The 22,309-nt window shown below is 40.2% G+C and carries 29 protein-coding genes and 3 pseudogenes; 12 read left to right on the top strand and 20 right to left on the bottom strand.

The features are described from left to right. Positions 1-245 (top strand): hypothetical protein (locus DYY67_RS10160; RefSeq protein WP_218584718.1); only part of this gene is annotated, 245 nt, incomplete at its 5' end. 267 nt (positions 246-512) lie between these two features. Further along, the gene (locus tag DYY67_RS09740) at positions 513-938 is read left to right on the top strand and encodes a hypothetical protein (RefSeq protein WP_166392671.1); all 426 of its coding nucleotides are present in this window, start codon (positions 513-515) and stop codon (positions 936-938) included. Positions 939-1,169: 231 nt separating this feature from the next. Here DYY67_RS09740 and DYY67_RS09735 read toward each other — a convergent pair whose 3' ends face one another. Further along, a complete protein-coding gene (locus DYY67_RS09735; RefSeq protein WP_166392670.1) occupies positions 1,170-1,511 on the bottom strand; it encodes a hypothetical protein in 342 nt (113 codons plus the stop codon). Positions 1,512-1,752: 241 nt separating this feature from the next. Between DYY67_RS09735 and DYY67_RS09730 the strand changes: the two are divergent. Together DYY67_RS09730 and DYY67_RS09725 are read left to right on the top strand one after the other, a co-directional pair. Next, positions 1,753-2,334: pseudogene (locus DYY67_RS09730) on the top strand (NADPH-dependent FMN reductase). A 165-nt stretch (positions 2,335-2,499) separates the two neighbouring features. Further along, complete coding sequence (locus DYY67_RS09725) at positions 2,500-3,375, top strand: right-handed parallel beta-helix repeat-containing protein (RefSeq protein ID WP_166392669.1); 876 nt, start codon at positions 2,500-2,502, stop codon at positions 3,373-3,375. Positions 3,376-3,485: 110 nt separating this feature from the next. Here the strand turns inward: DYY67_RS09725 and DYY67_RS09720 are convergent, their stop codons facing one another. From DYY67_RS09720 to DYY67_RS09705, 4 genes are all read right to left on the bottom strand, one after another. Continuing rightward, entirely contained in the window at positions 3,486-3,665 is a 180-nt protein-coding gene (locus DYY67_RS09720) for a hypothetical protein (RefSeq protein WP_255493127.1), read from the bottom strand. A 44-nt stretch (positions 3,666-3,709) separates the two neighbouring features. Next, positions 3,710-3,928 carry an alpha/beta fold hydrolase gene (locus DYY67_RS09715; protein WP_166392668.1) on the bottom strand — a complete coding sequence of 73 codons (219 nt, stop codon included), beginning with the start codon at positions 3,926-3,928 and terminating at the stop codon, positions 3,710-3,712. 10 nt (positions 3,929-3,938) lie between these two features. Next, on the bottom strand, positions 3,939-4,538 hold the full coding sequence (locus tag DYY67_RS09710) for an alpha/beta fold hydrolase (protein ID WP_166392667.1): 600 nt from the start codon (positions 4,536-4,538) through the stop codon (positions 3,939-3,941). A gap of 85 nt (positions 4,539-4,623) precedes the next feature. Next, entirely contained in the window at positions 4,624-4,836 is a 213-nt protein-coding gene (locus DYY67_RS09705; RefSeq protein WP_166392666.1) for a hypothetical protein, read from the bottom strand. Positions 4,837-5,027: 191 nt separating this feature from the next. Between DYY67_RS09705 and DYY67_RS09700 the strand changes: the two genes are divergently transcribed. Continuing rightward, a complete protein-coding gene (locus DYY67_RS09700) occupies positions 5,028-5,174 on the top strand; it encodes a hypothetical protein (RefSeq protein ID WP_218584717.1) in 147 nt (48 codons plus the stop codon). Positions 5,175-5,707: 533 nt separating this feature from the next. Then, a complete protein-coding gene (locus DYY67_RS09695; protein ID WP_166392664.1) occupies positions 5,708-7,006 on the top strand; it encodes a hypothetical protein in 1,299 nt (432 codons plus the stop codon). A 169-nt stretch (positions 7,007-7,175) separates the two neighbouring features. Here DYY67_RS09695 and DYY67_RS09690 read toward each other — a convergent pair whose 3' ends face one another. Continuing rightward, entirely contained in the window at positions 7,176-7,874 is a 699-nt protein-coding gene (locus tag DYY67_RS09690; protein ID WP_166392663.1) for a CDGSH iron-sulfur domain-containing protein, read from the bottom strand. 61 nt (positions 7,875-7,935) lie between these two features. On the opposite strand from DYY67_RS09690, the gene DYY67_RS09685 reads away from it, so the two are divergent. Beyond that, positions 7,936-8,163: a CDGSH iron-sulfur domain-containing protein gene (locus tag DYY67_RS09685; protein WP_445082582.1), complete on the top strand. Its 228-nt coding sequence runs from the start codon at positions 7,936-7,938 to the stop codon at positions 8,161-8,163. Between the two features lie 4 nt (positions 8,164-8,167). On the opposite strand, the gene DYY67_RS11240 is transcribed toward DYY67_RS09685, so the two are convergent. After that, a complete protein-coding gene (locus DYY67_RS11240) occupies positions 8,168-8,299 on the bottom strand; it encodes a hypothetical protein (protein ID WP_255493126.1) in 132 nt (43 codons plus the stop codon). A 106-nt stretch (positions 8,300-8,405) separates the two neighbouring features. On the opposite strand from DYY67_RS11240, the gene DYY67_RS09680 reads away from it, so the two are divergent. Further along, complete coding sequence (locus DYY67_RS09680; RefSeq protein WP_166392662.1) at positions 8,406-8,828, top strand: universal stress protein; 423 nt, start codon at positions 8,406-8,408, stop codon at positions 8,826-8,828. Between the two features lie 116 nt (positions 8,829-8,944). Here DYY67_RS09680 and DYY67_RS09675 read toward each other — a convergent pair whose 3' ends face one another. Together DYY67_RS09675 and DYY67_RS09670 are read right to left on the bottom strand one after the other, a co-directional pair. Then, positions 8,945-9,376, bottom strand: coding sequence for a hypothetical protein (locus DYY67_RS09675; RefSeq protein ID WP_166392661.1), 432 nt, complete (start codon positions 9,374-9,376; stop codon positions 8,945-8,947). Positions 9,377-9,397: 21 nt separating this feature from the next. Then, entirely contained in the window at positions 9,398-10,450 is a 1,053-nt protein-coding gene (locus DYY67_RS09670) for an alcohol dehydrogenase (RefSeq protein ID WP_166392660.1), read from the bottom strand. A gap of 96 nt (positions 10,451-10,546) precedes the next feature. Here DYY67_RS09670 and DYY67_RS09665 point away from each other — a divergent pair, with 96 nt between their 5' ends. Both DYY67_RS09665 and DYY67_RS09660 read left to right on the top strand, forming a co-directional pair. Beyond that, positions 10,547-11,944: an NAD(P)/FAD-dependent oxidoreductase gene (locus tag DYY67_RS09665; protein WP_166392659.1), complete on the top strand. Its 1,398-nt coding sequence runs from the start codon at positions 10,547-10,549 to the stop codon at positions 11,942-11,944. Then, positions 11,941-13,047 (top strand): patatin-like phospholipase family protein, encoded by a 1,107-nt coding sequence (locus DYY67_RS09660; RefSeq protein WP_166392658.1) that lies wholly within the window; start codon positions 11,941-11,943, stop codon positions 13,045-13,047. Before DYY67_RS09665 ends, DYY67_RS09660 begins: the two co-directional genes overlap by 4 nt. Positions 13,048-13,062: 15 nt before the next feature. Here the strand turns inward: DYY67_RS09660 and DYY67_RS09655 are convergent, their stop codons facing one another. The 4 genes from DYY67_RS09655 to DYY67_RS09640 form a co-directional block, all read right to left on the bottom strand. Next, entirely contained in the window at positions 13,063-13,494 is a 432-nt protein-coding gene (locus DYY67_RS09655) for a uracil-DNA glycosylase family protein (protein WP_320416050.1), read from the bottom strand. A 72-nt stretch (positions 13,495-13,566) separates the two neighbouring features. Continuing rightward, positions 13,567-14,079 (bottom strand): DUF488 domain-containing protein, encoded by a 513-nt coding sequence (locus tag DYY67_RS09650; RefSeq protein WP_168711868.1) that lies wholly within the window; start codon positions 14,077-14,079, stop codon positions 13,567-13,569. 11 nt (positions 14,080-14,090) lie between these two features. After that, a complete protein-coding gene (locus DYY67_RS09645) occupies positions 14,091-14,249 on the bottom strand; it encodes a hypothetical protein (protein WP_166392657.1) in 159 nt (52 codons plus the stop codon). After that, complete coding sequence (locus DYY67_RS09640) at positions 14,249-14,590, bottom strand: Rieske (2Fe-2S) protein (protein ID WP_166392656.1); 342 nt, start codon at positions 14,588-14,590, stop codon at positions 14,249-14,251. Before DYY67_RS09640 ends, DYY67_RS09645 begins: the two co-directional genes overlap by 1 nt. 102 nt (positions 14,591-14,692) lie before the next feature. On the opposite strand from DYY67_RS09640, the gene DYY67_RS09635 reads away from it, so the two are divergent. Continuing rightward, a complete protein-coding gene (locus DYY67_RS09635) occupies positions 14,693-15,316 on the top strand; it encodes a CBS domain-containing protein (RefSeq protein ID WP_166392655.1) in 624 nt (207 codons plus the stop codon). After that, positions 15,309-15,629 carry a hypothetical protein gene (locus DYY67_RS09630; RefSeq protein ID WP_166392654.1) on the top strand — a complete coding sequence of 107 codons (321 nt, stop codon included), beginning with the start codon at positions 15,309-15,311 and terminating at the stop codon, positions 15,627-15,629. The genes DYY67_RS09635 and DYY67_RS09630 overlap by 8 nt, the downstream gene beginning before the upstream one ends. Positions 15,630-15,655: 26 nt before the next feature. Here DYY67_RS09630 and DYY67_RS09625 read toward each other — a convergent pair. The 7 genes and pseudogenes from DYY67_RS09625 to DYY67_RS09590 form a co-directional block, all read right to left on the bottom strand. Continuing rightward, positions 15,656-16,004 (bottom strand): annotated as a pseudogene (locus DYY67_RS09625) (DUF488 domain-containing protein). A gap of 120 nt (positions 16,005-16,124) precedes the next feature. Next, positions 16,125-16,583 (bottom strand): hypothetical protein, encoded by a 459-nt coding sequence (locus DYY67_RS09615; RefSeq protein ID WP_166392652.1) that lies wholly within the window; start codon positions 16,581-16,583, stop codon positions 16,125-16,127. A gap of 184 nt (positions 16,584-16,767) precedes the next feature. Further along, positions 16,768-17,082: a Rieske (2Fe-2S) protein gene (locus tag DYY67_RS09610; RefSeq protein WP_166392651.1), complete on the bottom strand. Its 315-nt coding sequence runs from the start codon at positions 17,080-17,082 to the stop codon at positions 16,768-16,770. Further along, positions 17,079-17,381 carry an oxidoreductase C-terminal domain-containing protein gene (locus tag DYY67_RS09605; RefSeq protein WP_255493125.1) on the bottom strand — a complete coding sequence of 101 codons (303 nt, stop codon included), beginning with the start codon at positions 17,379-17,381 and terminating at the stop codon, positions 17,079-17,081. Before DYY67_RS09605 ends, DYY67_RS09610 begins: the two co-directional genes overlap by 4 nt. Further along, positions 17,356-18,318 (bottom strand): NAD(P)/FAD-dependent oxidoreductase, encoded by a 963-nt coding sequence (locus tag DYY67_RS09600; RefSeq protein ID WP_166392649.1) that lies wholly within the window; start codon positions 18,316-18,318, stop codon positions 17,356-17,358. Before DYY67_RS09600 ends, DYY67_RS09605 begins: the two co-directional genes overlap by 26 nt. A 381-nt stretch (positions 18,319-18,699) precedes the next feature. After that, positions 18,700-20,428: pseudogene (poxB, locus tag DYY67_RS09595) on the bottom strand (ubiquinone-dependent pyruvate dehydrogenase). A 106-nt stretch (positions 20,429-20,534) separates the two neighbouring features. Further along, on the bottom strand, positions 20,535-22,202 hold the full coding sequence (locus DYY67_RS09590) for an NAD-dependent malic enzyme (RefSeq protein ID WP_166392648.1): 1,668 nt from the start codon (positions 22,200-22,202) through the stop codon (positions 20,535-20,537). Between the last annotated feature and the right edge of the window lie 107 nt (positions 22,203-22,309).

Raw genomic sequence — 22,309 nt, 5'->3', positions numbered from 1 at the left:
TCTTTTTACACATCAGTGGAAGGAATACTGTACAAATCTTGTTTCACTGCAAGGGGAAACATCCTCTAGAACAATCGCGTGAGTTTTTCATAGAACTTAAGTATTGGATATTGGTATTTGCATTCATGTGCGAAATGATTGATGATATAGAAATTGAACATCTCAGAATGGCACTAGCAAGAGCACGAAAAGAAATGCACGAAGAGCAGGTGGAAGAAGAGCCACGGATTGCTATTGCTAACTAGCCGAAATTAGTTTTGAATCTTTACCATTTTTGAACCTTAGTCTGAGAGCCAAGATTTTGTGAAAAAACATTTCAAAGAGTGTTAATATCTTATTGTAGGCAAAAAACTTCCTTGTGAGTTCAGGTATTTCTATCAAGTTCGCGTCTGCAGTAAGATGAGAGAGAACAGTGTCGGTTATCCAGATGTGGCCAATTTGTTAATATCAATATGGAAATTTGAATTCAACTGTAGATCATACGTATATACTTGTAAAACAATTATGGGTTAATGACAACTGAAAAGACAGATGAGATATCAGCAGTAGAAAACATGACCAAACAAGAAATGGCTAAAATAATAAAGACTGTCAAGAAGACATCTGAGTCTCCAGAACAAGATGTTGTTTCAATCTGTGATGTCATGAAAAATAACACAACAGAAATAATTGAAAAAATAGAATCAAAGTTCCCAATCTATACGCAGCTATACACAGATCTTTACACAAAATATCTGCACACCATAAGTGATCTTTATAGTACGTGCTATCTGTCGGAAAACGAGTTTTTTGACAAGTTAGGGATGAACAAGCCGGCAATTCAAGCCCTTGACGCTTATTGGAAATCTATCACAGATGTGGTCTTGTCCCAAATTGATATGAGTACAAATTTTGCAAAAATGTATGTGCAATTCAGGCTTGATACGATAGAATCGTGATGATAAAGTAGCTCATCTGATGATGGATAATTATGCAAGAGCTTGGCATCAGTTTAATTCGTACAATAAGAAATAGATTAACTGGATTGAAACTAGTTTATGCCAAGTTGGATGATATTTAGAAACAGATCAATTTTTTTGAATTTCTATTCCTAATAAAATTTGACAACGCCTAATCTGCAGGACTTGAATTAAAAAAAGAAAAGTAGAAGATTCCACTTGGGGAGTGATTTATCTTCTATTTGTTTCGGAAAATATCTTCTGCAACTTTGATTCGAGCTCTTTTTTGCCCTCTGCCTGTACCAGCATTGATTGCCAGACTTTACCAGCCGTTTCAATCATCGCGTCTGCAGCTTTGTCCAATCCAGGTCCAAAATTAGCATCTATTCTTTTTTTGAGTCGTTCTACATGGACTTGGTACATTGCATCGTGAAATGCCTTGTGCAGCATCTCCATTGACATTTTTACAGGATCAGCTGTTCCACAGCCACAGTCATTGCATTCCATTTCAGAGCAATTGCATGAGCATGTTGCATGTTCTTCGGTATCACATGTTCCTGATTTGCATTCCATATTACTTTCTTATATCTAGTATAGAAAGGTAAGTATATAAATTGGAAAGTAACCTGTTTGAAAGTAAATGAGATTGTGGTAAGTTGACTGGCACAATCCAACCTAAACCTCTCAAGAATCTTTCTTAAAAAGCAAGAACGTTAAACTAATTCCAGTATCTCTTTCCAAAATTTGAATGTCGCAAGATGATCTTGTGAAATGTTGAATAATGTGCTCAAACAATATATCGACAGATGATATAATGACACTAAAACCCAAAATCCTTGCATTTGCAGGAAGTCACACGTACTGATTCATTTAATAAAAAACTAGTCAGGATAGCAGCAACTGGTGCGACAGAGGCAGGTGCAGATGTAACCGTAGTTGATCTTCGAGATTTTCACATGCCGCTCTATGATGGAGATTTGGAACAAAAAGAAGGATTGCCTCCTAATGCACGCAAGCTAAAGGATATCATGCTGACACATCAAGGATTTCTCATCTCTTCGCCAGAATACAACAGCTCAGTCTCAGCTGTTCTAAAAAATACCATTGATTGGACATCACGTCAGTCTGAAGGTGAAACAAGTCTGGCTTGTTTTAAAGGTAGAGTGGCAGGTATCATGAGCGCCTCTCCTGGAGGGCTAGGCGGTCTTAGAGGACTGGTTCATGTTAGATCCATACTTGGAACATAGGAGTGCTTGTCATGCCAGACCAGATTGCCATTGGAAAAGCACATGAAGCCTTCAATGCTGATGGAACACTGAAGGACAAAAAACAAGAAGAGCAAGTCAAGATGATTGGTGCCGGTGTGGCAAAAACATTGTCAAAACTGAACATCTAAAATCAAAATTGATAAATATGTTATTGCAAGAAGCCCGCAAATCTTTTTTTAAATATTGATTCTAGAAATGTAATTAATATTTATAGGACGCTCTCCGTGAATTATTGTATATCATGAAACAAATTCTTGTTTTTCCAATGTTTGTTATTTTAGCATTTGTTAGCTATGACAAGTACTGTATACAACGCAAATGCACAAACCATTACATGCGGACAAGAAATCACGCAATCGGTAACTCTTGATGCTGACCTAAATTGCATGGCTAGCGGCACCGATGGAATATCAATTGGTGCCAACAATATTGTTCTTGATTGTGCAGGGCATACCATAACAGGTCCTGTTTCATCCTCTCCTGCCGTGACTGGCCTTAACGGCATAACACTTGTGCATGCAAATGGGGTAACTGTAAAGAATTGTCATGTGATGTATTTTGACAACGGTTTTGTAGTACGATCAAACTCTTCAAATAACAACTTGGTTTCTGACAAGGCAGACAACAACGGAAACTATGGTTTTGATATTGCGTCAAACTCAAATAACAATCAACTGACCAATGGAGAGGCTGCGCACAATGGAGGCTATGGATTTATCATGGAATCAAATTCTGGTAAAAACCAACTTGCCAATGATCTCTCAAGTGGAAATGCAAGAGCTGGCTTTGTTGCACTAACTGGCTCTACTAATAACACATTTGAAAATGACAAGTCATATGAAAATTCACAGGACGGTTTTATAATCAGCTCAAGTTCTGGTGATGTGCTGAAAAATAGTCAGGCAATAGGAAATTCCTACAGCGGCTTTGCACTATTTGGAAGCACTGGGGTAAATCTTGCAAACAACACCTCTGTTGGCAACGGTATGGTGGGTTATCTCCTCCTTGTGAGCACAAACAACAGCCTTGTCAATAATGGTGCAGAAACAAATGACCAAGATGGATTTTTAGCTGATTCTGGCAGCACTGACAATGCCTATGATGGTAACCAATGCGAAAATAACCATGCAGGTTCATCAAGTCCTGCTGGTCTATGTAACCAAAATTAGTTGAGACAAACCAGTGTCACGTATAGTATCTATGGTTTAGTACTTCCATTGGTCTGTGATACCATTCCACCATGAGCGATAGGGCTTGGCGTCTTTCTGAATCTCTTCTTTTATCCTGTTTTGGATGGCAAAGTACATGTTCTCCATTGCATCTGCTCCCCCGTCACTGTGAATCTCTTGCCTATCTCGTGTATTCTTTCTTTCTTGGAGTCATAATCTGGGGAGGCTCGCTCGTTTTGCATGCAAAAAGTTAGAAGATCATACAACTCTTCTTCAAGATATGCATCCATTGTACAATGGAAAAATTGACAGCGTATAAAAATTTTGAGCCCAATTACACTGTAATCGGTTGTGCAATCTGCACTTTGTTGCCCAAAAACTTAAGCATTATATCAGAAAACTTTTCAGAATCCTCTACATGCGGCCTGTGTCCGCATCCCTCCATCACGACAAACTTGCAATCCTTGAGATTTGATACATATTCATTTGCATAGTTGATTGGAATCATGGTGTCGTCGCTTCCCCAAATGAGCAGAGTTGGTATGGAGATCAACTGCAGTCTTTCAGTTATTGCATGGCCAGTGTTTGAAGCTAATGACTGAAGACAAAAAAGACATTTTTGCATTTGGCTGAGACATTCCAGTGCGAAACCTCTCAATGGTTGACTCGTCTACATCTTTTTGTTTTCCTGCCATCTTTTGGTATGCTGTTTTGATGAGGTCGTGCTGTGGATACAGGGCTGCCATGATGTATGCATCAAGCGTAGGATTTGTTGTGCGCATCGTACCTGTAGGGGAGACTAGAATTATTTTTTGAATTATGTTATTTTCTGAAGCGGCTGCAGATTCTGCCACGATCTGGCCTCCAAGAGAAGATCCTATCATGATGGTTTTATCAATTCCAAGATGCTCCAAAAAATCAAAGATAAACTTTACAAAATATTTTGGCGTATAGTCCACCTGTGGCTTGTCACTATGACCAAATCCTATCAAATCCGGAGCTATGACTCTGTGGTTCTTGCTTAGATGTGGAATGACCTGCTGCCATCTTTCTGCTTGGCTACCAAGTCCATGCACTAGTACGACACGTGGTCCATCACTGCCTTCCTCAAGATATCTTATCTTGTTGCCATCAACTGTAACATGGTGTTCCTTCACTGCCATCAATTGTAGTCAAGCCAGTTAAGATAAGATCTAGCTCTTCTGAGTAGCTCAAACAAGTTTGGCCTTTCTAGTTAGGCATATTCGTTTATGATCTTTTGGACAAAATTTTAGCTCCTGTAATGCCAAGAATGGACACGGAACTAATTAGAATTCCAAGTCCTACGTAGAAAAGAACCGTATAAGACCACATGTGTGGGGGATTTGTTACATATCCATCTTCATACAACATAAGCCCGCTTACAGGCAGCAAACAGATCCCTATTATTATCCACATTTTTTGTTCTGACTTTAGGTGCATGACACTTGCTATTTCATTTTAAATTTCCAGAATTTAACACAATGAACGTATATGGCAGATTTTTTTTTACAAACAATTTCTCTTCGAACCTAAAGTATCATACTTGATATTTAGAAGATGATGAACATTGTTAATCCAGATATAAAAATAAAGATACGGAATTAAACCTGAAAAATATGTTTGGCCAGGCAATGGGCGAATCTGTAGTCAGTGTCTTTGTTTATTTGGGAATAGGATCAGCTGTACTCACATCTGTTGTAATTGGAATCATATTGCTGGGTCCAGTCATTGAAGATATCAAATTGAATGTAACCAGAAAATCGCATTTTAAAATCTAGACATATTTCACACCTGTAAGTAACAAATTCGGACTGGCTAGTCCTTATTTCCATTATAAAAAATCATATTGTCAGGTACCCGGCAATCGCATATTCCTACCAGAAACGGCATCCGTCGACCCTATGCCGGGTACAATATTTTTTCATAATCATAAATTGAAAGTTGATCCAATTGACACTGGAATTGCAAGCCTATGACGTTTTTGTGGTACCAATCTAATACCATGTAATGACAATTCTCATTTTTACTAAATTAATGAATTCAAATGATTGCAATGTATTGCTGTTGTAGAAGCAGAATCGAGATGCTATGTTTATTAAATCAAGAAATGCTGAACACGGCGACTAGAACATCTCCTACTTCCTACGTGTTCAGCCATGGAAGGAAGATATAGTTCATTTCATTATGGTGCACCATTTCTTAAAAACATCATAGTATGAGATGGAACCAGTTTTGTGTCATGTAAATAAAAGACTGCATAGCTAAGATTGGATAGTCAGAATATAATACAAACCTTGCATCCATGTATGATATGAGCAAATTTCTTTTTGTTTGCGCAATAAGTGGCATGTTAATATCTGGAATGATCTTGCCTGTTTGGGCCACTACAGATCTTACTGCATACTTGCCAATATCTGGCAATGCCATCACTCCGAGTTTCAAATTCACAAAGGTAATATTCATAGATTACAAGAACGGCGGCAAATTAGAAAGTGCACTAAATGGCAAGAATATGACAATATCATTTACCACTGACTCTTCTAATAATACAAGTACTGCTAACTTTATGCAGATTCTAGATAATGCTATAAGAGATCAAAAGAGTTCTGCTACGATAACAAATCTCAAAGTCAATTATATAGTACAGATTAACGGAGGTTCCGACGAGGCCTCAATTACTTATCTGATTCAGCTGACACCCACAATAACTGGATATGTGATGTATCAAGGCACCAATACGGTAAAGGCAAGTGTGGGAGGTGGTGGCACTCCATTCATTCTTGATGCCTCCTGGGCAGGTTTTGACATAAATCAAGACGTTACTCTATCTACTCCAACTTATGGCAACTTGGAGATCAACTACCCAATTAGTCTTATTCAAAAAGAATTGCCTGTTGTATATGGTGCCATAAAAGGAAGCAATGCGGAGAAGTTACTTGAAGAAAATCTTCTTGATGCAAGCCCACTTTTCAAACAGCAGCCGTTGAGCAGCTGGGACCATTTATTTGATCCATCCTATATTGTTAGTGGGGAAACCGCATACCAATACAAAGGGACAAAGATTGCAGTAACTACTTTTTCATCAGGAGTCAGTACGATACAAGCCGGAGTGATGAATGCCAAACAGGAGGATGCAGACTTTACTAGTGATGCCCTCTATCACCTTCGTACTATAGAGCAACCAGCTTCTGGGACATTTGATGTGGAGGGTCAGGCACAGGCATATGATGTGGGAGGTGCACCTGCCTTTACCACCACTCCTGTCGCAGCTTCCAATGTATCCAACACAACAGCGGGAGGCATATCTGGTATGGTCATGTATGGCATGGCAGCATTTGGAGGTGCTATTGCAGTATTCGTATTCATCTGGAGCAACAAAAAGATGAAAAGCGATAAGAACAGAAAACCTGATGCGCCATGGGGTCCTATACAATACGAGCAAAGACAGCAGTGGGCTGACAAGTTTGATGAATCTGTAAAATCAAACACTAGTGCTGTGATGGCAAAAGAAGAAAAAGAAGAAAAAGATTGGCTGTGCTTCAAATGCGGATACTATACGCTCACAAGTCAAGATCACTGCTCAAACTGTGGAGCGGCGCGACCTACTTGACATGCAATTCAATTCCATGTAATTTGCGGACAGACAGTAGAATGGAGCCTGCCATATGTGACAATTCATTTTCTTATTTAGTTTCTGTCTATAATAGCGACGGAACATAAAATATATTGACGTAGCTAAATTATTTTAATACCCGACTATTTTCATTCATTTCTTAATTCTACTCCAGGATTCCATCGTTGAATTTTATGCTGGCATGACTTCCATTGCAAAACGGCTTGTTGTTTGAGGCACCACAACGACACAATGTCACGCGATTGCGTTTTTCATAATGAGTACCATCCTCAGATTCAATTGTTATACTTCCACGTATCCAAAGTGGGCCACTACATCCTAACGACGGATCTTCTACAACTCCAATAGAAGGTGAAAATTTGTCTTCAATCTCATTGCCTGTTTCCTTATCATGTAAAGTTAATCGACCTGATGGACAATGCATTGCTTCACGTATAACCAGTTCACGGACTTTGGGGTTATCTGTGTTTTCAATTAAACTCCATATTTTACCTTCAGGATCACAAAAACGTGCAAAGGCACAAAGATTTTCCTGATCACTCAGTATCATTGTAGGTCCATCCAAACGTTCAGCTTGTTTATCATATGGAATCTTGGATGCTGTTTCTCTTCCATTGAAATCTACGCTCTTGTGAGTGCCGTCACAAAATGGCTTGTTTGCAGAATGACCACAACGACATAACGCATAACTAGATTCCGTCTTGAATGTTTTATCCTTCTTCCAATCCCATGAATATCCTTCTTTGTTGTTTGCAATTACCTCTACTGTAAGAGGAATTCCTCCAGAAACAATGTATGGGCCATCCTTTGCTATTGTGATTTTCTTTTCTTCAGACTTGTCCATGGAGACTTGATTATAGCCAACAAACTATAATAATTTTTATTTAATTATACCGTTACCAATAATGATGGCAAGATTAGTACGAAAAGACGCTACTGGCCCGATGGAGATCAAGATAGGAAATGAATCCAAATGGATCTGCATGTGCGGTTTGAGCAAAAATCAACCATTCTGTGATAGTTCTCACAAAAAGACTGCTGGAGAAGAATCTGGTAAACTTTACATGTATGGTAAAGATGGAACGAGGATTGAAATCAAGCAATCTGATGAAGTTTGCAAAAATTTCAGCTAAACTATCAATGAAGAATCTCAAACATCATGTGAAAGAAAAGAGACGATGCAAGAGAAGACACAGTAAACTTGCAAGTAAAATCAGGGGTATTTTTGGGTTCAAGACTTGGCTTGTAGTTGAATCTAACTTCCTTCATTTTTTGTAATTTGTGGCTTTTTCAGGTAAACTACATCAAAATTCAATTGTTTCCAATAATGAAAATCAAGGTAAAACTTCTTAAACAAAGCTTTCAGACATAACACATGCCGGAAATTAAGAAAATACTTGTTGCGTTGGATGGTTCAGCGCAATCCTTCAAGTCTCTTCAAGAAGCAATCTATCTTGCAAGACAGTGCGGCGCGACCATCACAGGGTTATGTGTTCTACCGCTATATACAATAAGCCTTGGAAAGTTTACGACATCTCTTAGAAATCAAAGTATGAAAGAAGCCAAGAAATTCATGGCAAAAGCAAAGGTACTCTCTGCGCAGAACGGAATTGTATTCAACGAGAAGATTGTTGTAAGCAATCACACCTCCAAGATTTCAGAGTATGCAAGTGACAAAAAATTCGATCTGATAGTGATGGGATCACGAGGAATGAACCCGCTCAAAGAGTTGTTTCTTGGCAGCGTAGCAAACTATACAGTTCACAAGTCTGCGATACCGGTTTTAGTGGTAAAATAAGCAGCCCTGACCTTTGCAAAAATGTGCATTGTTGCGGTATTGTGTAGTCTTTGGTTGCTGATACTCAGAAATCAGGATTTACCAACCTACAAGGTAACAGTGTCTTAATATGACAATTATAATGAATCGATGAAATCTGCAAAGTCCTTTATGTGTGCCTGTTTTGTTTTTTCCCACACTTTTTTAAATTTAGGTATGGTCATCAGCGTTTTTGTTAGTTCTTGCCATCGCGACCAAAGCCCCGATTCTATCGTCTTTGTTTTGTTCATAAGATACAGAAATTCAAATAAATCAAGAAACGCCACTGCTGTGTAATACTCGTCAGGATTATCCACTATGGAAAAACGTTCAGCAAAGACACCACTTTCTTTTGCCATTTTGGTAAAAGTCTCAGTTTTTTCAAGGTTAAGTCTTGCTTCAATTATCCTTGCATATGTCTGCTGTTGGGCCTGAATGCGCATCTCTTTTTTTACTGTTGAAAATTGCCATAAAGAGATGGCCAGTATACAGGTAAGAATTCCAACAATGATGAGTTCTAAATAATCCATGAGGCAGCCAAATAAGTAGAATTAAGGGTTGATTATTCCTCTGCCAACGATTTTACCTTCTTTTAACATTGTTAATGCCTCTGTGGCCTGGTCAAGCTTGAACCTAGTTGAAACGACTGGCTTGATTATTCCTCTTTTGGCAAGAGAGACCAGCTCAATCATATCAGTCAACGAGCCCGTATAGGAACCAATTATTTTGTACGCTCTTGTTGGCATTGTAACTAGGTTTAATTGCAGTGTACCTCCAAAGAGTCCCACAAGTACAACTCTTGCTCTTCTTCGAAGTATTTGCATATCTGTTTCGACCGTTTTGCTAGCATTAACAAAATCTATGACAGCGTCAGCTCCTAGATTATTTGTTAGCTCCATTATGGATTTTGTCACATCTTGATTTTTGGAATTTATAGTAAAATCGGCGCCATTTTGTTTTGCGATTTGTAATTTTTTATCATCTATGTCCATTGCGATTATTCTAGCACCTGTTACTGCTTTTGCCAACTGAATTGCCATCAAACCTAGACCTCCTGTTCCCACAATAACGACATTATCAGCAGGTTTTAGGTGCGTGTTTTTCACAGCACCATAGGCTGTAAGCGCAGCACACGATAATGGTGCTCCAGTGTCAGTATCCATATCACCAAGTTTTACAAGATACTTGTAACTTGGAACAAGCAAATATTCCGCATAACCTCCATCATGATACACTCCCAAAGATCTGGGCTTGTCACAGAGATTCTCTTCTCCGATTCTACAGGCAGGGCAGAGACCTTCTCCTATCCAAGGAAAAACAAGAACCTTCTCATTTTTGGTAAATCCCTCTACCTCTTCGCCCATGCTGTCAATTATTCCTGCAACTTCATGGCCTGGAGTAAGTGGATATTTCACACCCCTGTCAGTGGTCTTGATGAATTGACCTGCTAGGCCCTCGTATCCTCCATCCCACAAATGTATGTCACTATGGCAGACACCAGCTGATTGAACTTTTATCAAAACTTGCGAGCCTCTTGGCTTTGGAGTCTCAAGTGTCTGTATCTCTAATGGTTCTTTTACTCTGACAATTCTTGCGGCTTTCATATCGTTGATTGATCATAATACAATATAAGACATAACAATCAACTGCACTAGACATCTTCGCATGGTATTAAACTGGAAGAACCTAGTATCTGGCATATGAAAAAAAGCGACGAGAGTAGCATTGAGGTAAAAGATCGAAAAAGAATACTTGTCTTGGGAGGGGGATTTGCAGGAATCACGGTTTTAAAAAGACTGGAAAACAAGTTTGAAAATGATTTTACTATTGATATCAGCATGGTGAGCAAGGACAACTTCTTTCTCTTTACTCCCATGTTACCAGAGGTGGCTTCAGGCATGATTGAAACGAGACATATAGTAACCCCTGTAAGAGCATTTTGCAAAAGAGCTAGATTTTACGAGGCAGCAGTACGATCTATTGATTTTCAAAAAAGACAAGTCACTATATCAAATGTAACAGACAACAGAAATGAGCTAGCAAATTGGCATGATCACACCTTGGATTATGACTATCTTGTGATGTCTCTTGGCGGTGAGACTAATTTCTTTGGTATGGAAGATGTCAAAAAATACTCGTATACCATGAAAAGTCTTGGAGATGCAATTGTTCTGCGTAATCATGTCATCGACATGTTGGAGCAAGCTAGTATAGAACAAGACAGAGAATTAAGGCAGAGTTTGATGACCTTTGTTGTTGTCGGAGGCGGGTTCGCAGGTGTAGAGACTGTAGGTGAACTCAATGCACTAGTAAGAGATGCAGTTAGAGACTTTTACCATGATATTGACATCAAAGACGTACGAGTGGTTCTTGTGGATGCCATGGACAAAATACTGCCTGAGGTAAGCGCCGATCTTTCAAAATTTGCTACACAAAAGCTGAAAGAATCAGGAATAGAGATAATCTTACAAAGCCCAGTTAGTTCAGCAACCATGTATGACGTGAAACTAAAGGATGGTACCGTTATAGCGACACATACGTTGGTATGGGCAGGAGGTGTGACCCCGGAAAAGCTAGTCAAAGAATTACAATGCGAGCATGACAAAAGTGGGCGAATCATAGTCGACGGATATCTAGAGGTCAAGGGCATTGGCGATGTATATGCGCTTGGAGATTGCGTATCAATAACTGACCCACATACAGGAAGGCCATATCCGCCAACTGCGCAAAATGCGGTAGAAGAAGCAAAAGTTGTGGCAAACAATCTGATATCAGCAATAAGAGGAGGAAGTAAAGTTAGTTTCAATTACAAGTCAAGAGGAATAATGGCTCAAATCGGAAAAAGAAAGGGCGTTGGCATACTATTTGGTATAAAGACCCACGGCCTGCTTGCATGGATGATCTGGAGGGCGTATTATCTCACTCATTTACCCACTTTGGAAAAGAAATTAAGAGTATCGACAGATTGGTTCATCGACCTATTTTTCAAACCAGACATCACTCGGTTGAAAATCTTTACAGAAAATCAAGAAGTTCAAACAAAGTCTTTCTCAGATACCGTGATATCAAAAGATGAAACCAAAAGCGAGACAACTTGAAATATGATGGAAATATGACGCCAAAAGAAAAAGATCCCAACCTTGAAAATGTCCTTGTATTGCAGGGAGGAGGCTCGCTTGGAGCATATGAATGCGGAGTTTACAAAGCACTGGATAAACACAACATAAAATTTGATATTGTATCAGGAACGTCCATTGGGGCAATTAATGCCACAATAATTGCAGCAAGTAAAAACGATGACCCTTCAAAGGATTTGGAAGGTTTTTGGATGACTCTAGTTGAAAAGCCAATTCCGTCATTTCTTCCACAGAAATTCAGGGCAATGCTCTCATCAACATATTCAAGCTTTTATGGAAACCCCAGTGCCTTTGCAGCCATGTGGCTAAACCCTTGGTTGTTTAGTGCCTCATTTAACCGCCCCTATCTCTATGATACCACTCCTCTCAAAGAAACACTGGGAGAGTTTGTCGATTTTAATAAATTAAAGGATCATAAAAGACCGCGGCTTGTCATAACCTCAACTGATATAAAAAAAGGGAGCAGGGTTGTATTTGACAGCAAACACCATGACATCAAGATTGAGAACGTACTTGCAAGTGCTGGCTATCCTTTCTACGGGATTGCATGGACGGAGATAAATGGAAGGTATTTTTGGGATGGCGCATTGCTTAACAATACTCCATTGATTGCTGTCATGGATGCATCACCCAAGAATCACAAGGCGGTGTTTGTAACTGACCTCTTTCCGCATGAACAGGACGATCTGCCAAAAAACATGATGGAATCATGGCATAGGGCCCGTGACATCATGTTTGCAGACAAGACACAGTGGGCCATTGATGTCTCAAAAAGAACCGAGAAGCATCTTGATCTTATGCAAAAAATGCATGACATCCTTGGAAACAGCCATCTTGATGAGAAAGACAAGGCAAAACTTGAAGAGATCGAACAAGAGTATGATAAACTTGTTTTTGAACAAGGTGCAGTAATAAAAAATATAATCAGAATAGAACGAAAAGAAGAGGTGCATTATCTTTTTGAAGATGCTGATTTTTCATCTGAGACTATAACAGGACTTATTGAACAAGGAGAAAAGGATACTGAAAAGATTCTTGCAGATACAAAGAGAATCCAGATGTGAAACATTTGTAATTTATTATTTTACAATTAATTTTAGATCATGTATCCTGACAGATGCCTTTCCATGTAAAGGAAAATGCATTACATATGACCTGGAATGATGTATATCATTTTGCCAGCCAAAACAGAATTTTTTTTCATGTGAAAACTTTTCATATGCTATTTTTCCTACGAAGCAAACAACTCTGGGCTTGTATTTCTTTATTATATTTAGAATCTTTTTTCTTCCTGTACCTTCCTCGCCTTTGACTAGTGACGATACATCTGGAGTGGGTCTGCTTATTACATTTACTAGGCCAAATTTGTATACTGGATTAAATTTTTTATTGTAAATTTGTTTGAGTTTTGTATCGTCTCTCAAGTCTGAAATTTTTTCATCAATCAATCCTGCCCTATTTAGCAGATACCAGAAGGTCTTGTTATTTGAAAATGGTACCCCCGCTTGTATGTACCAGGCGATGGATTTATCCCGACAAAAAGGATCCTCATGTTTTTTGAAAACTTGTATCTTATCATAGAATCACGGGTATGTAATATTGCGGCCTTTCACCTTGGCAAACGGCGTGAGTACATGTTCGCGAGCAGAGATCTTGCTTGATATGTGAAGAGCCCTGACATGCCGCACAAGCAAGGCGTCTGCAACCAACGATCTATGGCATCGAAAGGGGTTTCCTTCCGCACACATGATTGCAATGGCATGCCTCTTGCTTAAAGCAATCAGTTCTTTTAATGATGCATCAAATTCCTTTGTCTGCATGTAATCTGCAAACCCGCGAAATGACAGGTTACGCCAGCCCAAATTAATCGAATCCTTATCAGGATGTCTCAGTCCTCCCAGGCCCTTCATGTGCAGGTATCCTATTTTGTTGTCATGGAGTTTTTTCTTCAGCGATTCCTCATTGAACTGTGGATTATGTCTTGACTTGGGTATGGTCCTAATGTCTACTAGAAAGTCAATTGAATGGGCCTTGAGCAGGTCTACAAAGGATTCTATTGGCCGAGTTGAATGACCAACGACAAATATTGTAGACATGATTCTACTCCTTATGCTTTTTCTAACTTTGCAAGCAATGCTTCAATCTTTTCTGCATCTATTGCAAAATCTTGATTAATGCTCTCCACCGGGCAGGCCCCTTCTGCAAATTTTAATATCTCGACTAGTGTCCTGATCTCCTTTTCGTCTAACGTTATCTGTTTTTCCATTAGTTACTCACCTCCATGTACACGAAGATATCTCCGTTTGTCTCGTTTACTCTGGTCTCGTATGTCTTGATGCCTGATCTACAATGTGTTACTCCAAGCGGTTTGCCAGTACGTATGTCATAATATTCGTGATACCAGGGACATCTTATGTGAAATCCCTCAAGCATGCCATCATCAAGTGGTCCGCATCCCTCACCACAGACAGAGTCTATCGCAAACACCTCATCGTCTTTTTTTATTAACAATACTGACTTGCCCTCTATCTCGACACTTGTAATATTTTCCTTGTCAATATCGCGTATATTTCCAACACGACGTAACACTTTACCATGTTTCATCATGAGTAAACATCTCCAATCTTTCTGATAAGGTCTTGCAATAGAATTGTTGCAATTTCATGCTTTATGCTAAATAGACTTGGAATCCAACTCTAGGATGCAGTGATGGCAAAAACAGACAAGATCTCAAGTGAAACGCAGCGAAAGGTAGATTTTATCGACTCCTTGTATCTGTATTCTGATCTGTCAGTCGAGCGCATAGCCAAGGCAGTCAAGATGAACGTAAAGGAAGTTCAGCAAATAATTGATAATTTAATTAAAAAAGATGCTCTGGAGATAATGCACGAACAAGCTAACATGCCAGTAGAGCGGATCATGAAAAAAGATGTTGCAAGCCTTGACTGTTCCAAAACAGCCCTTGACGCTGCAAATCTCATGATTGAAAAAGGAGCTGGCTGTGTTGTGATAACATCGCAAGGAAGGCCTTTTGGAATGATAACTGAAAGAGACATTTTATGCGAAATGACTGTATTTGACAAGCGACTTGCGCAACTCTCTCTTGAGATAATAGCATCAAGACCGCTTATTTGCGTGCCTCCAGTAGAAACGGTTAGCAATGTTGCAGATTTGATGATGAAAAACAGCATACGCCGTGTTCCCGTAGTAGAAGATAGCAAACTGGTAGGGATTGTGGTTGTCAAGGATCTTGCAATGCTCTTGTCTTCCACAAGGAGGCCAGGTTTGGCAAAAGCCATACTCGGAGCAATATCGCGGTCAAGGAATGGATGACAAGAAGGAGATTCTGGCTGTGCCATCCTCAAAAATACACATAACAAACGCCTCTGACAGCATTCTAAAGGAACTTGAAATCTTAATCTTGAAAAGAAAAAAGGTTGAGAGCAATTTTGAGACACTAAGAAAAAAGCTTCTTGATAAAAAGAAGAGAACCATAGATTCGGAAAACTGGGAGGACTGGAAGCTTTTAAGCTTGGAGTATGACGAGCTAAAAGATATCATCAAAAATATGGATGAAAAATACCAGACTTTGAAAAGGCTCAGACATGAATTGAACAACCGATCAGACAGGCCCCAACCCAAATGATATTCCAAAATAAATTTTGACTATCGTCATTTTCTATTTTTTAGAATCTCACTTATGACTACCACATTGTTGTGCCGTTCGTCCTTTGTAGAGTAGAGAAGCGTAATGGTTTTCTTTTCTTTTTCGATCCTTTTTATCTCCTTGACAAGTTCCGCTTTTTCTTTTAGCTCGTTCCTGTACTTGGATTTGAAGTCCTCCCATTTCTTTGGATCGTGTGAGAACCATCTCGTAATTCACTGGATGAGGAGATCTCCTTTAACCAAAGATCGATTTTAGCATTATCCTTTGAGATTCCTCTGGGCCACAATCCATCGACAAGAATCCTATATCCGTCCTCTTTGGAAGGCTTTCGTATGCGCGTTTTATCTTTATCATTGAATCACGGATGGTTCAGATGCATCATCGATTTTCTTGCTGTAATTCTGGATGCTTTTGGATTTTGTTTTTTTGTTGGGGCTTTGCGCATTGTCAAAATTTTCATAATCTTTTTCAATGTCACGTATTGTTTCCACAAATTGCTTGTCTTGTTCGTAAAGGAAACCAGATCCTGATACTTGGTACTTTACATAAATGCCCCACATACCTGCCAATGTTCTGTATCATGATGGATGCATAGTCATTCCAGATTCCAAAATTCTGCTGGTATTGTGTTGCAAAGTAAGAGTATACAAAATCCAGATTGCGTATCGCTTGAGCAAGACTTTTTGATAGTATGCCTGATTGCTCAGCCGTGATTTTCTGATAGCTCTCTGGAATGTTTCTCCAGGTGGTTTTTCTCTGCATGTCAAGCCACAATAAAAGGAATTTACGCCACTCTTCAATATTTTTGGAGTTTGACTCGGTACGCATCTTTCCTAAATTTGATGATAGGTTGCTGACCTCGTCCAATATTTCTAGCCAATGCTGCGTCATATTGTTATAGTTGATATCAGTTTGGCCTTCGGTCATCTGCATATGAAGATCATTCTCGTTTGAGACATAAATACATTGATACAAAATTGCAAGAAAACGCAATCAAGCCTGGATTTACTATCATTCCCAATTATCCAACATCTTCAAGCAATAGTTGCATACAGGATATCCATTATCATCATCAAACTCTGTCTTGCACCGTTTACATATGCGCTTGGTCTTTGCGTTATTTGATTTTTCTAATGAATATGCCATCTTCTTTTACCATGACTTCATAGGCTGGAACTGGTTTTTCTGCAGGCGGAGATAGTACCTCTCCTGTCCTCATGTCAAATCTTGCATTGTGCCAAGGGCACTCTACTTCAAAGCCTTGAAGGGTTCCTTCTGCTAGAGGACCACCCTCGTGGGTGCAGATATTTCCTATCGCATAGTATTTTCCACCAATATTTGCCAAGCAAACGGATTCTTCATTGTACTTGACTTCCTTCATGGTTCCTATGGGCGTCTCCTGTTTTTGAGCTACCTTGACGAACTCGCTCAAGTGATTCCCACCTCAATTTTATTAGATTCGTTACCAAGAGATGCAGGATCGTCAATTTTTTTTCGCAAGCGAATTAGTTGCTTGATTGCTTCCACATTTTCTTTTCGGGTTACCATCATTACTGCATTGACTATGCCATTGTCAAGATAAAACTTGGTGAAATTGCCATTTTCAGTTGGACTTCCTCTTGTCACTATAGTATCGTACTTGCTCAGGTCGCCATATGCCTCAATTCTTAACTCAAACATGAAGGAAAAGAAATAGGGTAATTCTTCAAATTGCTTGGACTTGCCTGCCATGTTCTCTCCGGCCAACCTGCCTTGTCTTCACGGCCAGGTCATAGTGTTCCAGTCTCATATGCCTCCCAAAGACCGGGCTGTGGAACCTGGCAACGTCACTTGCAGCATAAATGTCAGGATTAGATGTCTGCATGTATTCATTTACCATTATTCCGTTGTCAACCTGCAATCCTGCATCTTTTGCAAGTTCGACATTTGGGATTATTCCTATGCCGATGACTATAAAATCTGCTGGTATGACCTGTCCTGATTGTAGTTTTACTCCGGTAACTTTTCCATTGTTGCCTACAATCTCCGCTGGCGTAGTTTTTGCCATAATCTTTACTCCTTTTCTCTGAAGATAATTCTCAATCCAGCTTGCTGTATCAAAGTCAAATGCCCTTCCTAGTATCTTTGGTCCTACCTCAACTATGGTTGTAACAATCCCTCTTTTTGAAAATGTTGCTGCAATCTCACACCCTATAAAGCCTCCACCAATTACAACCGCAGTCTTTGATCTTTCAATTGCCTGCATGATTGATTCGGCATCATCGAGAGTTCTAAGATAGAATACTCCATTTAGCTCAGAACCTTGTATGGCAAGTTTTCTTGCTCTTCCTCCGGTGGCAAGTAGCAGTTTTTTGTATGTGTATTCTGTTCCATCATCGATTGTTACAGTATGATTCTTTGGATCAAGGCTTGTTGCCTTTCTGCCGCTAACAACCTGTATCTTTTCTGATATGTAAAAATCCTGTTTTTTTACATACAAGACATCTTTTTTCATTTTTCCAAGCAGGTAATTTTTTGAGAGCGGAACCCTGTCGTATGGAATGTAGTTCTCGTCTGTTACAATTACAATAGTACCATTTTTGTCATTTTCCCTTATTGATACTGCGGCGTTTGCACCTGCAAGTCCGCCGCCAATTATTAGGTAATCAACTTGGTCAATTGGCATCATTTTATCACCATTATGTGGTCAATTCCTTCGTGTAGCTAGTGATTCAAGATTGTTTTGTACAATCAATTTTTTATCTAACATGAGTTATCAGTATGTTATAATGTAGAAAAAGGCTTGCAGGAATTTGCACTAATTTTATTGCGCGTCGTTTGGATTTGTATGATCTAAAGTAAATGTTATCGATGCCATGACGATGTCTTGTCCTTGTCTATTTTAATTACCAATGGTATTGTCTGTGTAATCAAATTCTGTCTGAACTCAAAGATGTTGACGTGTGATCCAAGTTGATGTTTTGGTAGCAATCACTTGTGTCTAGGAAAAATCCATGGTGCAAAGCAATGGAAAAATCACCGAAAGATAGCAAGCCACAAAGCTTGCAGTTTATCTAAACAGGTTTGTCTTGGCCAGATCCAAGATCTCATCTCCCCGGCCATTTAGTACCGCTTTTATCATGTAGAGTGTAAATCCCTTTATCACCTCTAGGTTGACAGTAGGTGGTATCAGCAACTCTTGTCTATTCACAACCACGTCTACTAGAGCAGGACCCCTGTGCGCCAAAGCTTGTGCCAGCATTGGTTTGACCTGTTCTGGTTTTTCCACGCGAAGACCCAATATTCCGACAGCTTCTGCCACCTTTGAGAAATCTGTCTTTATAAGATCAGTGCCGTAGGTGAGTATTCCAGCTGCCTTCATCTCCAGTTCTACAAAACTTAACGCGCCGTTGTTGAACACGACAATCTTGACAGGCAGATTCAACTGTCTTAATGAAACCAAGTCACCCATGAGCATAGAAAAGCCACCGTCGCCTGAAAGAGAAATGACCTGACGGTCGGGAAAGACCTGTTGTGCCCCTATTGCTTGTGGAAGTGCATTTGCCATCGAACCATGTGAAAACGATCCCAGTAGCCTCCTCTTGCCGTTCATATTCAGATAGCGCGCAGCCCAGATCGTCGGAGTGCCAACATCACACGTAAAGACTGCATCGTCTGCCGCAAGTTCATTTACCATCCTTGCCACATACTGAGGATGAATTGGCGTATGCCCTGTCTCGCCTATGGCGTCTAAATCGAGTTCTCTGCGAGCTTTCTTGTAGTGATCTAGTGATGTCTTTAGGTGGTCCTTGTCACTCTTTTGGTGAAGATGCGGTTTTAATGCAATCAACGTTTGCCTGACATCTCCGACTAGTCCCAGATCGACCTTCGTCCTTCTACCTATTTGCTCGCCTCTTATGTCCACCTTGGATTATGGTTGCATGTTGAGGATAGAACTGCTGGTAGGGAAAATCAGTTCCCAGCATGAGTAGCAAGTCAGAGTCCATCATGGCATAATACCCAGAGGAAAATCCAAGCAGTCCAGTCATCCCCACGTCGTAGGGATTGTCATATTCTATGAACTCTTTTCCACGCAATGCATGTACTATGGGGGCCTGAAGCAGTCGTGCAACATCTACAAGCTCCGAATGTGCACCTGCGCAACCTGCACCGCCAAGGATGGTCACTTTCTGGGCTGAATTGATAACTTCTGCAAGTCTTGCTATTTCTTCTTCAGATGGGCAGATGACTGCCTTTGGTTGCACAAAGGGAATGAAGGGCCTGCTTGAGGTAGCGTCTTGTAATGCAACATCGCCTGGAAGTACGATGACTGCAACTCCACGCAGAGAGATGGCAGTTCGCATCGCAATATCAAGAACACGTGGAATTTGTTCCGCGTGGGAGACAAGCTCACAATAGTTACTACACTCTTTGAATAAAAGTTCGGGATGAGTCTCCTGAAAGTATGCACTCCCTATTTCTCTGCTCGGTATATGTGCCGCAATTGCAAGGACCGGCACCCTGCTGCGATAGCAATCATACAATCCGTTGACAAGGTGCATGTTTCCAGGCCCGCAGCTCCCGGCGCAGACGGCTAAATTTCCTGTGAGATGAGCTTCTGAACCAGCTGCAAATGCGGCCGTTTCCTCATGGCGAATATGCACCCAAGAAATATCTGGGTCATGTACACGTATTGAATCGGTTATGCCGTTAAGCGAATCGCCTGAGACGCCGTATATCCTCTTGACTCCTGCCGCAATTAATGACTCGACCACTACATCGGCTACTTTCTTTGCCATGACTTAATCTATATACCCACGTTTGTGATTTGCAATAAAATTTTGATAGTTATTTTTTATGTGTATTGTTTTGATCATTTGATACAGCCTGCACATTCCATTATTACTAATTTGATACATCCTTTGAGATAAATTTGTAGTTGCGGTATTCTGGAGTCCAAAATCTTTCTTGTACCCGTTGATATAGTTCCTGTTCGCTAGTTTCTTGTGCTATACCGTCTTTTTGAGCTTGTAGTCCAACCTTCACTGCAACGTGAATAGCTACATCTCTCATACTCTCTATTGGTGGCAACAGTGTCGCATCAGGATCAACCCTGTCCGGAGAAAAACTCCCAAGAGCTCTTGCTGCTGCCCCCATCATCTTGTCAGTTATTCGTCTTGCGCCAGAAGCTACTACAGCAAGACCTATCGCCGGAAAGATGTAAAAATTGTTGCATTGAGCTATTCTGATCGTCTTACCATTAAATGATACTGGTGGAAACTCTGTTCCAGTAGCTATTAGGGCGCGCCCGCCTGTCCATAGGATGAGATCTTCTGGGACCGCTTCTGCACGGTCATACGGATTTGAGAGAGGAAAGATAACTGGTCTTTCTACCTTGCTTGCCATATTTTTGATAATTTGTTCAGTAAATTGATTGGGCTGGCTTGAAACTCCAATGAGAATCGTAGCAGAAATATTCTCAATAACCTCGGCTAAACCTATCTGTTCATCATTTGTTTTCCAGCCAGATATACTTTCAAAAGATTGTGCAAATTTCTGTTGAACCGGTGACAAGTCTGTCCTAGTTGTATGCAACAATCCTTTACTGTCTAAGAGAAAGAAATGTTTGCGAGCGTCTATCTCATCCATTCCCTCATCTACCATTGCTGTTAAAATATACTCGGCAATTCCTGTTCCTGCGCTACCAGCACCAAGAATGACAACCTGCTGATCCGAAAATTTCTTCTTTGTAATGTTCAGGGCACCATGCATTGCTCCTAACGTCACTGCGGCAGTGCCTTGAATATCGTCATTGAAAGTGCAAAGACTGTCACGATACTTGTCAAGGATTGGACGGGCATGTGGTTTTGCAAAATCCTCCCACTGTAGCAAGACGTTTGGAAGCTTGCGCTTGATCGAGCTTACAAACTTGTCCACAAAATCCCAGTAGGCTTGTCCTGTGATTCTTTCGTGACGCCAGCCTATGTATGCTGGATCATGCAGACGTTCATAATTGTTAGTACCAACATCAAGCAAGATTGGAAGTGTGCGACGTGGATCGATGCCTCCAATCAATGTATATAATGAAAGCTTGCCAATTGGAATGCCCATTCCACCAGCTCCCTGATCACCTATACCCAGAATGCGTTCGCCATCTGTTACAACAATCACGTCGACATCACGATATGGTCGGTTTTCTATCATCTCATCAATCTTGTCCCCGAGTGGATATGATAAAAATAGACCGCGAGGCCTACGGTAAATGTGTGAAAAATTAATGCAACCCTGCGCCACCACAGGTGTATATACAATTGGGGCCATCTCGGCAATATGACGGTAAAGTAATGCATAGAAGAGTGTCTCGTTTGTGTCTTGTAATGCGCGCAAAAATATATGCCGTTCCAAATCGTCACTTTTTCTCTTGTAAGCTTCATATGCCCGAGTACATTGTTGCTCTAGCGTTTCTACCAGCGGCGGCAGCAATCCATGCAGATCAAATTGGTTCCGCTCCTCAACAGTGAAAGCTGTTCCCTTATTCAACGCTGGCTCTAGCAACAAATCCCTCCCGGTCAATCCTTTTCGATGACTAGATCATTTTGATCCTTAGTTGTTTTCAACGCATTTTTAGTTGCAATCAGGTCCAAATATATCATTTCCAATCATCTAAAAACATCTTTAGG

The sequence above is a fragment of the Candidatus Nitrosotalea sp. TS genome (assembly GCF_011319465.1).
Taxonomy (GTDB): Archaea; Thermoproteota; Nitrososphaeria; order Nitrososphaerales; family Nitrosopumilaceae; genus Nitrosotalea.
Note: the sequence above shows the minus strand (reverse complement) of the source record. Positions and strands in the feature narration are given on the sequence as shown.